The sequence below is a fragment of the Mycobacterium kyogaense genome (genome assembly GCF_036946525.1).
GTDB classification, from domain to species: Bacteria; Actinomycetota; Actinomycetes; order Mycobacteriales; family Mycobacteriaceae; genus Mycobacterium; species Mycobacterium kyogaense_A.
Genome location: NZ_JAQIIY010000017.1, coordinates 19,683 through 32,891, shown reverse-complemented (window position 1 = coordinate 32,891; position 13,209 = coordinate 19,683). Strand labels below are relative to the sequence as shown.

General features: G+C 70.3%; 13 protein-coding genes and 1 pseudogene. 3 read left to right on the top strand and 11 right to left on the bottom strand.

Annotation, left to right across the window (positions count from 1 at the left end; translation table 11 throughout):
• Positions 1-67 precede the first annotated feature (67 nt).
• Both PGN37_RS15070 and PGN37_RS15065 read right to left on the bottom strand, forming a co-directional pair.
• Positions 68-661, bottom strand: coding sequence for a hypothetical protein (locus PGN37_RS15070; RefSeq protein WP_335331829.1), 594 nt, complete (start codon positions 659-661; stop codon positions 68-70).
• Between the two features lie 144 nt (positions 662-805).
• Positions 806-1,009 carry a cold-shock protein gene (locus PGN37_RS15065; RefSeq protein ID WP_006243848.1) on the bottom strand — a complete coding sequence of 68 codons (204 nt, stop codon included), beginning with the start codon at positions 1,007-1,009 and terminating at the stop codon, positions 806-808.
• Between the two features lie 301 nt (positions 1,010-1,310).
• Here PGN37_RS15065 and PGN37_RS15060 point away from each other — a divergent pair, with 301 nt between their 5' ends.
• Together PGN37_RS15060 and PGN37_RS15055 are read left to right on the top strand one after the other, a co-directional pair.
• A complete protein-coding gene (locus PGN37_RS15060; RefSeq protein WP_335331828.1) occupies positions 1,311-3,659 on the top strand; it encodes a DEAD/DEAH box helicase in 2,349 nt (782 codons plus the stop codon).
• Between the two features lie 186 nt (positions 3,660-3,845).
• The gene (locus tag PGN37_RS15055) at positions 3,846-4,868 is read left to right on the top strand and encodes a PAS domain-containing protein (protein WP_335331827.1); all 1,023 of its coding nucleotides are present in this window, start codon (positions 3,846-3,848) and stop codon (positions 4,866-4,868) included.
• Between the two features lie 13 nt (positions 4,869-4,881).
• Here the strand turns inward: PGN37_RS15055 and PGN37_RS15050 are convergent, their stop codons facing one another.
• The 8 genes and pseudogenes from PGN37_RS15050 to ssd all read right to left on the bottom strand — a co-directional run bounded on the left by PGN37_RS15050 (position 4,882) and on the right by ssd (position 10,643).
• Positions 4,882-6,111, bottom strand: coding sequence for a serine/threonine-protein kinase (locus PGN37_RS15050; RefSeq protein WP_335331826.1), 1,230 nt, complete (start codon positions 6,109-6,111; stop codon positions 4,882-4,884).
• A gap of 19 nt (positions 6,112-6,130) precedes the next feature.
• Positions 6,131-6,538, bottom strand: a complete 408-nt coding sequence (locus tag PGN37_RS15045) for an Rv3654c family TadE-like protein (RefSeq protein ID WP_335331825.1) — start codon at positions 6,536-6,538, stop codon at positions 6,131-6,133.
• Positions 6,489-6,761: a TadE family type IV pilus minor pilin gene (locus tag PGN37_RS15040; RefSeq protein ID WP_335331824.1), complete on the bottom strand. Its 273-nt coding sequence runs from the start codon at positions 6,759-6,761 to the stop codon at positions 6,489-6,491. The genes PGN37_RS15045 and PGN37_RS15040 overlap by 50 nt, the downstream gene beginning before the upstream one ends.
• 47 nt (positions 6,762-6,808) lie before the next feature.
• On the bottom strand, positions 6,809-7,012 hold the full coding sequence (locus tag PGN37_RS15035; protein WP_335331823.1) for a DUF4244 domain-containing protein: 204 nt from the start codon (positions 7,010-7,012) through the stop codon (positions 6,809-6,811).
• A gap of 21 nt (positions 7,013-7,033) precedes the next feature.
• Complete coding sequence (locus tag PGN37_RS15030; RefSeq protein ID WP_335331822.1) at positions 7,034-7,603, bottom strand: type II secretion system F family protein; 570 nt, start codon at positions 7,601-7,603, stop codon at positions 7,034-7,036.
• Positions 7,600-8,380, bottom strand: a pseudogene (locus tag PGN37_RS27335) (type II secretion system F family protein). The gene PGN37_RS15030 and the pseudogene PGN37_RS27335 overlap by 4 nt, the downstream one beginning before the upstream one ends.
• Complete coding sequence (locus PGN37_RS15015) at positions 8,377-9,552, bottom strand: TadA family conjugal transfer-associated ATPase (RefSeq protein WP_335331819.1); 1,176 nt, start codon at positions 9,550-9,552, stop codon at positions 8,377-8,379. The pseudogene PGN37_RS27335 and the gene PGN37_RS15015 overlap by 4 nt, the downstream one beginning before the upstream one ends.
• Complete coding sequence (ssd, locus tag PGN37_RS15010; protein WP_335331818.1) at positions 9,549-10,643, bottom strand: septum site-determining protein Ssd; 1,095 nt, start codon at positions 10,641-10,643, stop codon at positions 9,549-9,551. The genes PGN37_RS15015 and ssd overlap by 4 nt, the downstream gene beginning before the upstream one ends.
• Before the next feature lie 427 nt (positions 10,644-11,070).
• On the opposite strand from ssd, the gene PGN37_RS15005 reads away from it, so the two are divergent.
• Positions 11,071-11,925, top strand: coding sequence for an HAD-IB family hydrolase (locus PGN37_RS15005; protein WP_442932936.1), 855 nt, complete (start codon positions 11,071-11,073; stop codon positions 11,923-11,925).
• Between the two features lie 440 nt (positions 11,926-12,365).
• On the opposite strand, the gene PGN37_RS15000 is transcribed toward PGN37_RS15005, so the two are convergent.
• Positions 12,366-13,121 (bottom strand): oxidoreductase, encoded by a 756-nt coding sequence (locus PGN37_RS15000; protein ID WP_335331817.1) that lies wholly within the window; start codon positions 13,119-13,121, stop codon positions 12,366-12,368.
• Positions 13,122-13,209: the final 88 nt, after the last annotated feature.

The window sequence follows — 13,209 nt, the reverse complement described above, 5'->3', positions numbered from 1 at the left end:
GATCAATTTCGCACTCTGCGCGGGCCGACGCAAACCGGCTCCCCGCCGCAACGCCGTCCGCACGCCGTTAGGTACGCGGCCATGACGCCAACGCTTCGGCATCCTCCGGAGGTTCCCCCACGTTCTCTACCAGGCGCGACAGCCGTCGTCGGCCACTGATCCGCAGCGCCGGGCGCGCACCCCGCGTCCCGATCAGCGTCGGTGCAATTCCGACCCGCATCATGGCCGACGCGAGCACGGAATGCGTGTCCGGCGCGTGCGGATCGAGCCCGAGGAGGTAGCGGTCGTCGGCTTCCGGACTGCCCGCCGCCAGAGTCCACGCCCGCAGCTCCCGCGGCCCCGGCAGCCACTGCGGGGGCACCGTCTTGACCGCTCCGCGCGTCCACTCCAGCGCGATCGGCGTCAATCGGGGGTCGACGGCGGTGCGCACCAAGGGCGTGTTCTCGTCGGTCCGGGAGATCTCCGGTGCGAGACCGGCGTCGGCGATCATCTCGGCCAGCGCCTCGGCCCGCCACTGCCGGTCCACCACCACCGACAGACGCGCAGCCTGTCCCTGCCCGTTGGCGACCAGGACGGCCTGCCCCGGCCCGGCCAGCATCCCCGTCAGATCGGCGACAGCCGGCGGCACCGACTCAGCCGAGAAGAAGGACAGCTGGCTCACACCGATGACAGTAGGCCAGCGGCGCACCATCACAGCGGATGCGGGCGTGAACGCGGCGCCGCGGCTACCGCGACACCGGGAAAACGAAACACCCCCGCGCCGCCGACGAGCGGTGACGCGGGGGTGCCAGGTCTTTAAGGTGACTCAGACGGCGCGAACGCCGGTGGCCTGCGGCCCCTTGGGGCTCTGGCCGACCTCGAACTCGACCTTCTGGTTCTCTTCCAGGGTGCGGAAGCCGGAACCCTGGATCTCCGTGTAGTGGACAAAAACGTCAGCGGAGCCGTCCTCGGGGGCGATGAAGCCGAAGCCCTTCTCCGCGTTGAACCACTTCACAGTTCCCTGTGGCATCTTTCGTAATTTCCTTCTCTGTGTTTCACCGGGTGCGGCCCACCGTCTTTCGGCAGACCGGGCCCGTTCCGACCGCCATACCTTCGTGGAGTGCTCGGAACTCGACCCGACCTACAACCCTCGCAGGAACCGCGACCGCAACGTTGTTCCTGCGAGTGCGTATACACGAACACAGAAGCTGCGACCGCCGCTAGTCAATCATGAACAGGGCTGCTGCGACAGTCCGACAAGCGCTTCACAGCATCATGTAGTCCACAATTCACGTACGACACGACGTAGGGGATGGGTGGGAGGCTCCGAGGTGCCCGATCCAGCGCTTGGCTTCGGCCGCGCGCTGCTCGCCTGCGCGGTCGACGGCACCGCGCCGGAGGAACATCCGTTGCGTCACGTCGCCGACTTGCCGCCACGCCCCGCACACAGCCGGCCCTGGCCGTCGTGGGCGCCCTCAGATGTGGTGCAGGCGTTCGTCGATCGCGGCATCACCGCCCCGTGGTCGCATCAGCTCACCGCCGCCGAACATGCCAGGGCGGGACGTCACGTCGTACTCAGCACGGGAACCGCGTCGGGCAAGTCGCTGGCCTACCAACTGCCCATATTGACGGCGCTGACGGACAATCCGCGATCCCGCGCCCTGTATCTGTCCCCCACCAAGGCCCTCGGACACGACCAGTTACGCGCTGTCGCAGCGTTGACCGCAGAAGCGGGCCTCGACGATGTCGCCCCGACGGCCTACGACGGCGACACCTCCACCGATGTCCGGCGGTTCGCGCGCGAACGCTCCCGATGGATCTTCTCCAACCCCGACATGATCCACCTCTCGTTGTTGCGCAACCATGCCCGCTGGGCCGTCTTCCTACGACACCTGAAGTTCGTGGTGGTCGACGAATGTCATTACTACCGAGGGATTTTCGGTTCCAACGTGGCCATGGTGCTGCGGCGGCTGCTCCGGTTGTGCGCGCGCTACTCCCCCGACGGCCAGATGCCCACGGTGATCTTCGCCAGTGCCACGACCGCCGAGCCCGCGATCACCGCCGCCGAGCTGATCGGCCAGACGGTGATCGAGGTCACCGACGACGGCTCACCGCAGGGGGCGCGCACGATCGCGCTGTGGGAACCGGCGCTGCTCGCCGATCTGGTCGGCGAGAACGGAGCGCCGGTGCGCCGCTCGGCGGGGGCAGAGGCGTCACGGGTGATGGCGGACCTGATCATCGAGGGGGCACGGACTTTGACGTTCGTGCGCTCCCGCCGCGGAGCGGAACTGACGGCACTGGGCGCGAGGACCAGACTGGCCGAGACGGCGCCGGAGCTGGCCGAGCAGGTGGCGTCCTACCGGGCGGGATATCTCGCCGAGGATCGCCGCACCCTGGAGCGAGCGCTTGCCGACGGGCACCTGCGAGGCATGGCGACGACGAACGCGCTCGAACTCGGCGTCGACATCGCAGGCCTGGATGCCGTTGTGCTGGCGGGCTTTCCGGGCACCGTCGCGTCGTTCTGGCAGCAGGCCGGCCGCGCGGGCCGGCGCGGCCAGGGCGCCCTGGTGGTGCTCATCGCGCGCGACGATCCGCTTGACACCTACCTGGTGCACCATCCGGCCGCGTTGCTGGACAAGCCGATCGAACGCGTCGTGATCGACCCGGCAAATCCCTACGTCCTCGGGCCGCAGCTGCTCTGCGCCGCGACCGAGCTGCCGTTGACCGACGCCGAGGTACGCACCTGGGATGCCGAGGCGGTGGCGGGCACCCTCGTCGACGACGGACTGCTGCGTCGCCGGCCCAGCGGATACTTCCCCACCCCCGGTCTCGATCCCCATCCGGCCGTGGACATCCGGGGGTCCATCGGCGGTCAGATAGCGATCCTCGAGGCGGACACCGGCCGAATGCTGGGCAGCGCCAGCGCCGGACAGGCCGCAGCCTCGGTACATCCCGGCGCGGTATACCTGCACCAGGGTGAGACCTACCTGGTGGACTCGCTGGACTTCGAGGACGGCATCGCCTTCGTGCACGCCGAAGATCCCGGATACACCACCTTCGCAAGGGAACTCACCGACATCACCGTCACCGGTCCCGGCGAGCGTTCGACGCACGGTCACGTCACGATCGGGCTGGTCCCGGTGTGCGTGAGCAACACCGTCACCGGATATCTGCGGCGCCGCCTCGACGGCGAGGTCATCGATTTCTGCGAACTCGACATGCCCACGCGCACACTGGAGACCATGGCGGTGATGTGCACGATCACTCCAGAAGCGTTGTCCGACAGCGGAATCGACCCGCTGCGAACCCCCGGTTCCCTGCACGCGGCCGAACACGCCGCCATCGGACTGCTCCCGCTGATCGCCAGTTGCGACCGTGGCGACATCGGCGGTGTGTCCACCGCGGTCGGCCCGGTGGACGGACTGCCGACGATCTTCGTCTACGACGGCTATCCGGGGGGTGCAGGATTCGCGGCCCGGGGGTTCGGCGCGATCGAGCGCTGGTGGGGCGCGACGGCCTCGGCGATCGAGGCGTGCGAATGCCCGGCGGGCTGTCCGTCGTGCGTGCAGTCACCGAAATGCGGCAACGGCAACGACCCGCTCGACAAGGACGGTGCAGTCCTGGTGCTGCGCCGGGTGCTCGACGCTGTCGGCAGTGCTGCCGTCGGTGACCTGCAGTAGCGACCGACCCCTCGACGATCGCCGCGGACTCCGGCGTACGGAATCCGTACCCGCCTCAATGGTGGGAAACCTACCGGGCGAGGTGCACCGAGGCAAGACGAAACCGCTCGTCACGGGGCATATCGACATACCCGAGGGGGGTGAAGATACGGATTTCGCAGCCGCCGTCTCGGTAGGATCGCCTTCATGAGCCACGACTGGATGCTCGTGGAGACGCTGGGGAGCGAACCGACCGTGGTCGCTCAGGGGGCCCACACCAAGAATTTGATCCCGATCTCGTCTCTGCTGCGGCGCAACCCTCACCTGATGGCGATTCAGACTGCGATCAGCGAGACCGTGCGAGGTGGATCCGGGCTGAGCAGCATCACACCGAAGAACGACTGCGTGATCCGCACCGAGGTGGTCGCGATGTCCGACGGCCGCATCCACGGGGTGCAGATGTGGATCGGCGCGGCCGACGAGGATCCGCCACCCCGACCCGAGGTGGGCTGCCTGCTGTGGGACCTCACCAACGGCACCGCTACCGACACGCCTGAGTCTCTGAAGATCGGCGGCTGGGATCCGACGACGCAGCCGACGCAGAGTCGGGCCTTCGCCGACGACCTGCCGCGCCGGGACCTCAACCCGCACGAGGCGGAGGTGATCAGCATGGTGATCACACCGCGGCCCGGGGTGACGATCTGCACCACCTGGGACGTCACCGATCACCGCGGCGAGCAGATCACCGTCGGGTTCGTGGCACGTTCGCTCGAGGAAGTCGACGACGACGATTCACCGCGGCTGGTGTGCCGGGCGATGAACTGGCGCAGCGTTCACGAGGGCAGGGGCGACAGCGAAGCCTCACTGGCCGAACGCATCCTGGCCAGCCTGGCCCGGCCCGGCATCCACCGCGCGCTGGTCGACCCCGCGCACTGGATGCTCGTCAAGTGGCTCGACGATCCGGCGCCGTTCTTCGACTGGCGAGCCGGGATGGCGAGCGAGCACGCGATCCATCCGCACGATCGGCCCACCGTCGCGGAGATGGCTGCAGGTTTCGGAGAGGGTTCTGTCTCAGGTGTGCTGCGGGTGATCGCGCGCGACGGCGGGTGGACGCCGGTGCACGTGACGGTGCACCGCATCGAACTGCACGACGGGGTGATCGCAGGCCTCGCGGAGTTGCGCCTGCCGACCGACGAGGAACTGACCGAGGCGCGACTCGAAGAGCGCTGAGTTTCCCGGGCGGCTAGGGCTTGTCTTTTTTGCCGTTGCCGTTTCCGTGACCGCGACCGGGTCCAGGACCTGGACCGCCGCGCGCCGGCTCGGGAGCGGGCGGAGGCGCCACTACCGGCGGAGGGGCCGACGTCACCGGGGTGACGCTGGGCGTCGGCGGCGGTGTCGTCGGGGTCAGGCTGGTGCTCGTGCTCACCGACGCCGGGGATGGCGACGAGCTGAACGGATCCAGCGCCAGCGCGAGCGCCGAGACGACGAATGCCGCGGCGATGGCGGCGCCGGCGAGCACGTAGCGGCGCGGGTTCCGACGCCGCAGCGGCGCGCGCACCGGTGGAGGCGGCGGGTACCCGGCCGTGGGCGGCAGCGGGCTGGCCATCACCCGGGTGGCGGACCGCGGCGCGGTTGTCATGGCCGGCGCGGGCGTGAGGGCGGCGGGGTCGCCGGCCAGCGCGGCGCGCATGTGGTCGGCATTGGCGAAGCGGTACGCGGGATCGCGCGCCATCCCGCGGGTGATGACAGCCGCCAGCGCCGGATCGACGTCTGTGCGGACCGTGCCCAGCGGGGGCGGCGGTGCATCCAAGATCGCGCGGGCCAGGGCGACGGGGTTGTCGTGGGGGAAGACGCGTTGACCGACCAGCGCCTCGTAACCGATCACGGCGACGGCGTAGAGGTCGTCGGCAACCGACGCCGGTGCGCCGGTGACCCGCTCCGGACTCATGTAGCACATCGTCCCGATGATCTGACCGGTCTTGGTCTCGGCGCTGCCGCCGGTCTTGGCGATGCCGAAGTCGGCGACCTTCAGCCGGTCCCCGGCCGAGGAGACCAGGATGTTGCCCGGCTTGACGTCGCGATGCAGCACTCCGGCAGCGTGGGCAGCGCTCAGGCCCGCGAGGACGTCGTCGAGGGCGGAGCGAACCTGGTGCGGTGTCATGGGACCCACACCCATCATGTCGTGCAGGGTGCGCCCGGGTAGCCGCTCCATCACGATGAACGGCGACCCGTCGTGCTCACCGAAGTCGTGCACGGCGACCACGTTGGGGTGCTCGAGGGCTGCGGCCGCCCTCGCCTCGACCTCGAATCGCCGCCGCAGGTCCGGGTCGTGGGCCATGTGCGGGTGCAGCACCTTGATGGCCACTGGCCGGCACAGCCGGGTGTCCCAACCGTCGCGGACCTCGGCCATGCCGCCACGGCCGAGCAGGCCGCGCATCTCGTAGCGGCCGGCGAGCATTTCGCGGCCGGTCATGAGGGGTGCGTATCCCGCCTTACGGCGCCGTAAACCCCGGCGCGTCCACCGGCCCCGCGCGCGCGGCGGCCGTGGCCGAACCGACGAGCGCAGCACCGAAGCCCGGCGCCACATCGGCGGTCACCAGCACATCGAGTCCATCGACGTCGCATCCGATCACCGTAGAGGCCATCGACCGGGCGACGGAAGCAGCCGTGGCACAGGCCACCTCACGACCGCCGGGCAACGCTGCGGCCGCACTCAGCGCCGCGAGGTCTGCCGCTGCGGTCGCGCGGTGCCGGGCCACCACGGCCGACCCCAGCAGGGCACCGCCGGTCACGACAGCCGCTACCGCCGCGATGAGGAACGCCGCGAGGATCGTCGCCGCACCCGCGTCGTCACGCGCCCGGCTCCAGCGCCGAGACCGCGCGGGCGGTGATCGCGACACCCGGCAGAAGTGCCGCGCGCGACGTGACCGTGGCGACGACGAACCCGCCGTCGCGCCGCAGCTCGATCCCGGCACCAGTGGGTGCGATCTGGCGAGCCGTCGCGGCGGCCGCGCCCTCGTCGCCGCGTGCCGCCAACCGGGCGGCCTCCCTGGCGGCATCGACGCACCGCACCTGCATCGTGATCGCGGTGAGCCCGGCCAGACAGACCACCACCACCGCCATGAGCGCGAAAAGAGCGAATGCCGCCTCGACGGTGGCGAAACCGGCATCTAGATGTTGGTGTTCAGCGCGCGGGTGATGATGTTCGTCAGCGCGCTGACGATCGAGTCCCCCGTCACCACGGTGTACAGGATCGCCCCGAACGCCGCGGCGGCAATCGTTCCGATCGCGTACTCGACGGTCGACATCCCATCGTCGGCCGTCGCCAGCACGAGCAGCCGTGCGCGCAGAGCGGCAAAACGGTGATTGAGCATGCAGATCCTCCTCATTGGTTGTCACAACACTCCTGATCGCAGGACATCTCCGGCCAGCCCCGCGATGACCGGCACGATGCCCAGGCAGATGAACGCCGGCAGGTAGCACAGCCCCAGCGGGCCGGCGATGAGTACGGCGGCGCGCTCGGCTCTCGCCCCGGCGGCGTCAGCCGCCTCGGCGCGCAGCGAGGTGGCGAGGTCTTCGACGCCCTGCGCCAGAGCCGTCCCCGACGCCGCCGAACGCCGCGCCATGCGCAGGTAGGCGCGGACGTGGGTGTCTGCGATCGCTGCGGGTTCCGCCCAGGCTCGGCCGGCGTCCGCCCCCAGCGCGAGCAGGTCAGCGCCGCGCCGCAACACCACTGCCAACGCCGGCGGCGCCGCGTCGGCGACCGCCGCGGCGGCGCTCGACACCGCCATGCCCGCCCGAAGGCACGCCCCGAAGGCATCGAGCGCAGCCGCCACCGCCAACGGGCCGTCAGACGCCGGTGCGGATCTCGCCGATGCAGGCCGCCGCCGCGCCGTCGTCCTGCGCGTACAGGACTGCGGGAGGACGAGCACAGCCAGCGCCAGCGACACCGCGGCCCACGTCATGTCAGCACCGATGCCGTGATGCGGTCCGACCAAAGCAGACCCGCCCCGACGAGCGCGGCACCGAGACACAACAGCCAGCCACCGGCGCCACCCGATGTGAGGAAACCCAGCGGATCCGCACCGATCGCGCAGCCGAGCAGCACGCCCACGGCCGGCAGCCCGGCCAGCAGATTGCCCGTGGTGCGCGCCCCCGCCATCCCGGCATCCACTCTGGACCGGAACCGTTCACGTTCGGCGAGATCACGCTGTGCGGCCTGCATCAGCGATGCGATCGCCAGACCGTGCCGCGCGGCGAGCTGCCAGCACACTGCGAGCCGTTCCCAGTGGCCCGGCACCAGCGAGCGACGCGACTCCGCCCGCAGTCCCGCCACGACGTCAGCACCGAGAAGCGCGCGGGCCGCGACGGCGGCGAACGACTCGCCCACCCGCCCACCGATCTCCCGGGAGGCGGAGTCGATCGCGGCGACCGGGGTGCGCACCGACGCGCAGTTCGGACACCAGGACGTCCAGGGCAACGTGCAGCGCGCTCGCCTCGTCGGCGCCGACACGCCGCTGTCCACGCCACCGATGCCGTAGCACCAGCACTGCCAGCATCATCGTGCCGGCCAGCACCACCGAGATCGGGAGAACGCAGCTCGACACAGCACAGGCGAGCAGCGCCATGACGATCGCGGGAGGCTTACGCCGTCGCAGCGACGCCACCGGACGCACGGGCGCCCGTGTCACCGGTGGCAGCGCGAGCACGGCCAGCGCCAGGGCCATCGCCGCCACGGTCATGTCCGGCACCCGCGATCGATGAGCTGCCGCAGCGCATCGGCGCCTTCCCGGAAACCCGTGTCGGCGTCCCAGCTCGGCACCACACAAACCCGTCCGTCGCCGCCGCGTCGGAGCACCCCGATCTCGGCGAGGCGGCGCCGACCCCCTCGGCTGCGTGACACGTGCAGCACCACCTGGATCGCCGCTCCGAGCTGGCTGTGCAGGGCTGCGCGGTCGAGCCCGCCCAGCGCGGCGAGTGCCTCGAATCGGGCGGGAATCTCGCCGGGGCTGTTGGCGTGGATGGTCCCCGCGCCGCCGTCGTGGCCGGTGTTGAGCGCAGTGAGCAGGTCGACCACCTCGGCGCCGCGCACCTCGCCGACGACGATGCGGTCCGGTCGCATCCGCAAGGCCTGTCGGACCAGGTCGCGAACGGTGACCTCACCGACCCCCTCGACGTTGGCGGCACGGGCCACGAGCGAGACCAGGTGCGGATGCGGCGGTGCCAGCTCCGCGGCGTCCTCGACGCACAGAATCCGCTCGTCGGCGGGTACGGCCCCGAGCAGCGCGGCCAACAGTGTCGTCTTCCCACTGCCGGTACCACCGCTGACCACGAACGCGAGCCGCGCGGTGATGATGTCGCGCAGCAGCGCGGCCGCCTCGGCGGGAATGGCGCCGGAGGCCGCCAGTGCGTCGAGATCCTGGCTGGCCGGACGCAACACGCGAAGGGACAGACACGTACCGCCCGCGGCAAGCGGCGGGAGCATGGCGTGCAGCCGCACACTGAGCGGCTTTCCCACGGCACCCCCCAGGTCTGCGAGATGGCCGTCGACCCACGGCTGGGCGTCGTCGAGGCGCCTCCCCGCAGTCAAAGCGAGCCGTTGCGCGAGGCGTCGGACGGCGGCGTCGTCAGCGAATCGCACACCGGTGCGGCGCAAACCCGTTCCGTCGTCGACCCATACCGCGTCGGGGGCCGTGACGAGCACATCGGTGGTACCGGGTGCGGTGAGCAGAGGCTCGAGGATGCCCGCACCGACCAGCTCGGTCTGCAGTTCACGCAGGCTGGACAGCACCTCGGTGTCCCCCAGCACCCCTCCGGACTCGGCGCGGATGGCGGCGGCGACGACACTCGCCCGAAGTGGTCCACCGTCTGCGGCCAGGCGCTCGCGCACCCGGTCGAGCAGCGGCGCGTTCATGCGGCGACGTCGCCGAGTGAGCCGGCATGCGGTTTCGATTGCAGTACCGCCAGCACCGTGCGGGCGGCCGCCGCGAGGGGTGAGTTCCCTCGCAGCCGGACGCCACCTCGTTCGAGGTGTTGGTCCAGCCCCGGCTGAGGGCGCATCGTCGCCACGAGAGGCAGCCCGACGATGCGCGCCACATCGATCGGCCGGAGACCGCCGGGAGACGGCCCGCGCACGAGCAGACCGGTGTTGGGGTTGCAGGCAGACGCCCACTGGGCCGTCGCTGCCGACGCGGCACACGACCGCACGTCAGCAGGTGTGACCAACACCACCAAATCTGCTGCCGCCACGGCCGTCTCGGTGGCCGCCGTGGGCCGCCGAGCGACGTCGACCACCACGGTCATGGCCGCGCGGCTACCGGCATCGACCACCGCGCCCAGGGCACGCGCATCGATGTCCCCGGCGAGTTGTTCGCCGGCCAGCATCCGGCTGCCCGCCAGAATCGCCACCCCGTGAATGTGGGGAAGCGCAGCGTCGAGCGCCGAATACGTGAGGCGTCCACCGGCCAATGTGAGGTCGGGCCACCGCAAACCCGGCTCGGTTTCGCTGCCCAGCGCAAGATCGAGACCGCCACCCCACGGGTCGGCGTCGATCAGAAGCGCGGTGCCTGCGGCCCGGGCCAGCGCCACCGAGAACACCGACGCCCCGCCCCCGCCACGTCCCGACATCACCGCCACCACCGCGCCGCGGGGTCCGCCGTCACGGGCCTCGTCGGCAGCCTCGGTCAAGACCTCCATGACGTCGGCTTCCTGTGCGGGCAGCGTCAGGACGTGCTGGGCACCCACCGCGACGGCGGCCTCCCAATGCCCCGCGTCGGGCGCAGAACCGCTGATCAACACCACTCCCACGCGTCGCGGCATCGCGCGTTCCGCGCAGGAGCGCGCCGCGGCGTCGTCGAGCAGGATCGCGGCCGCGCCGGCCCACACCCGCCGATCCGACGGATCGGCGCTGCGCACGGCGTGCACACCAGCCGCGGCGACCACACGGTCGACGAGGCCACGCAGGACGGGGTCGGACACGACGATCAGGACGGCGGCACCGGTCATGTCCCCAAGACTGCGTGGCGTCGAGGCCAGCCAGCCAGAGCATCATGGGGATCTGTGGATGACCGCGGAGTTGTCCACAGGCCCGCGATTCACGAAATCAATGTCCGCCGAAAATGGCGTTCCGCAACTTCTGGGAAGGGGGCGACCTATCCGCATTACGAAATGGTCCAGAAAAGGGACGACCCCCGCCAGGGGGGGAGGAGGCGGAGGTCGTCGTGTATCAGCCCCGGGGGGTCGGGCTGATGCACACCCGGCATAAGCCGAGTGATGCCCACTATACACACGCCCGAGCGGGCTGGCGCAAGACCGCACCGCAGAGAAGTCGACGCAGATCTTGAAAAGGTTGCAGACGAAGCCACGTGTCGTGAACTGCCATTTTGTACGATCTGTCGCAATCTGTCACGCGACCGCGCCTTATGCTGACGCAGTGAGCCTCTCCGACCCCGTGGCGGGCGCCCCGACAGCCGACGGGACGCCGTCGAGCGAGCGCCCCGTGCGAACCGCGGCGTTCTTCGATCTGGACAAAACCGTCATCGCGAAATCCAGCACATTCGCTTTCAGCAAACCGTTCTACAGCCAAGGGCTAATGAATCGGCGGACCGTCCTGAAATCCGCGTACGCGCAATTCCTGTTCACGATGTCCGGCGCCGACCACGATCAGATGGACCGGATGCGCGACCACATCACGACGATGTGCGCAGGCTGGGACGTCGAGCAGGTCAAGTCGGTGGTCGGTGAAGCGCTGCACGACATCGTCGACCCACTGGTCTTCGCAGAAGCTGCGGAGTTGATCTCCGATCACAAGCTGTGCGGACGTGACGTGGTCGTGGTCTCCGCGTCGGGTGAGGAGATCGTCGCGCCGATCGCGCGGGCCCTGGGTGCGACCCATGCGATGGCCACCCGGATGGTCGTCGAAGACGGCAGGTACACCGGCGACATCGCCTTCTACTGCTACGGGGAAGGCAAAGCAGAGGCCATCCGCGCGTTGGCCGCTCGCGAGGGATACGCGCTCGAGCACTGCTACGCCTACTCGGACTCCATCACCGACGTGCCGATGCTCACGACGGTCGGGCATCCGACCGTCGTCAACCCAGATCGCGCACTGCGCAAGGAAGCCGCTGCCCGCGACTGGCCGGTCCGGTCGTTCTCCAACCCCGTCTCCCTCCGCGACAGGCTGCCGGCACCGTCGGGGGCGGCGGTCGCGACCACGGCGGCCGTCGGCATCAGCGCGCTAGCAGCGGGTGCACTCACCTACACGCTGTTGCGCCGGTTCGCCTTCTGACCGTGCGGCGGCTCAGGCCTCCCGGCGACGTAGCTGCAGTGTCCGCGTAACGAATCGGGAAACCGACGCATTTGGCCCTTGATGTGACCGCGGTCACGTAGTACAAAGGAACCACGGAAGCCGGGTGAGGCCAAGGTCGAGCCGGAAGAGAAGGCTCGATCTCCCGACCTCGGCTCCCCAGCACGAGTCCCGGAACCCACGCGGCGCACATGCCGCGGAACAGGCAAAAGTGTTGCGGGCCTGCGTAAGTGAGAAGATCGGACGGCCACGACGACCCCTTGGGTGGGGTTGCAGCCGAAGCGGATCGCACAGCGCCGAGGCCACCCACGCAACCCACAACGCACGCATGGTAACCGGAGGCTCGTGCTGGCGGGCGGCGCGCCGAAGTACTTTTCGAATTACTTCGGAACGCCGCCCGCTTTGTCTTTGCTGAGCACTGTCTAGGACGAGGCCGACGCCGCGATCGACAGCGCCTCGCGGGCGCCGGCGTGCAGCGCCTCGTTGCTCAACACCAGCCACGCCGCCAACCCGGACGGCGTGCCCGACGCGAAACCCCGTGCGGCAGCGGTGTAGTCGCCGGACCGGCGCATCCAGTGCATCTCCGGCACCCCGAGGCCGTGCGGGTCCAGTCCACTGGCGATGGTGATCAGTCGGGACACCCCGCGCGCCACCACCCCGTCGGCGCTGCCGAACGGCGCCAGCGTCAACAGCTCACCGTGGGCGACCGCGGCCAGCACGGTCGCGGGTACCCGCGTCCCGCCGGTCGCGAGGTCGGCCAGCAGTTCCAGGCGGCGTCCGATGTCGGGTTCGGTGCGCGGCCGGCCCAGCGCGTCGGCGTCGACGAGGTCCGCCGCGGCCAGCGAGTGCAGCCGCGCGATGACCTGCAGCGGAGCACGCCGCCAGACGCCGATCAGTGAGCCCTGACCGCCCTCGAGCGCCTCGGCCACCCGCAGCGCGCCGGCCAGCACCGGATCCTTGTCGGTACCCGTGCCCGAGTCGGGCGCCGCGAAATGCAAAGGTCCCCCGTCCAGCACCGACGATGCGCGAGCAGCCCGCAGCGCGGCCTCCGCGGCGGTCCCGGGCCAGCCGCGCAGATTCGTTCGGTGGCGGTGAGCCCGGCCCAGGGCCTCGCGCGCCTCCTCCCCCGCCTCGGCGACGCCGGGCAGAGTGGTCAGCGGAGCAAGCGGATCGGTCACGCCCGCACCCTAATCCATGGTCGACGGACCGATCGGCGCGCCGGTTGCGTCGTTCACCGCCCGCCGCACACCGCCCGCAGCGGCGGTT

Excerpts from the sequence above, each read along its gene's own strand:
- PGN37_RS15065 (WP_006243848.1), bottom strand. The coding sequence starts at position 1,009 with ATGCCACAGGGAACTGTGAAGTGGTTCAACGCGGAGAAGGGCTTCGGC.
- PGN37_RS15055 (WP_335331827.1), top strand. The coding sequence starts at position 3,846 with ATGAGCCACGACTGGATGCTCGTGGAGACGCTGGGGAGCGAACCGACC.
- PGN37_RS15050 (WP_335331826.1), bottom strand. The coding sequence starts at position 6,111 with ATGACCGGCCGCGAAATGCTCGCCGGCCGCTACGAGATGCGCGGCCTG.
- PGN37_RS15040 (WP_335331824.1), bottom strand. The coding sequence starts at position 6,761 with ATGGCGGTGGTGGTGGTCTGTCTGGCCGGGCTCACCGCGATCACGATG.
- PGN37_RS15035 (WP_335331823.1), bottom strand. The coding sequence starts at position 7,012 with ATGCTCAATCACCGTTTTGCCGCTCTGCGCGCACGGCTGCTCGTGCTG.
- PGN37_RS15030 (WP_335331822.1), bottom strand. The coding sequence starts at position 7,603 with ATGACGTGGGCCGCGGTGTCGCTGGCGCTGGCTGTGCTCGTCCTCCCG.
- PGN37_RS15015 (WP_335331819.1), bottom strand. The coding sequence starts at position 9,552 with ATGAACGCGCCGCTGCTCGACCGGGTGCGCGAGCGCCTGGCCGCAGAC.
- ssd (WP_335331818.1), bottom strand. The coding sequence starts at position 10,643 with ATGACCGGTGCCGCCGTCCTGATCGTCGTGTCCGACCCCGTCCTGCGT.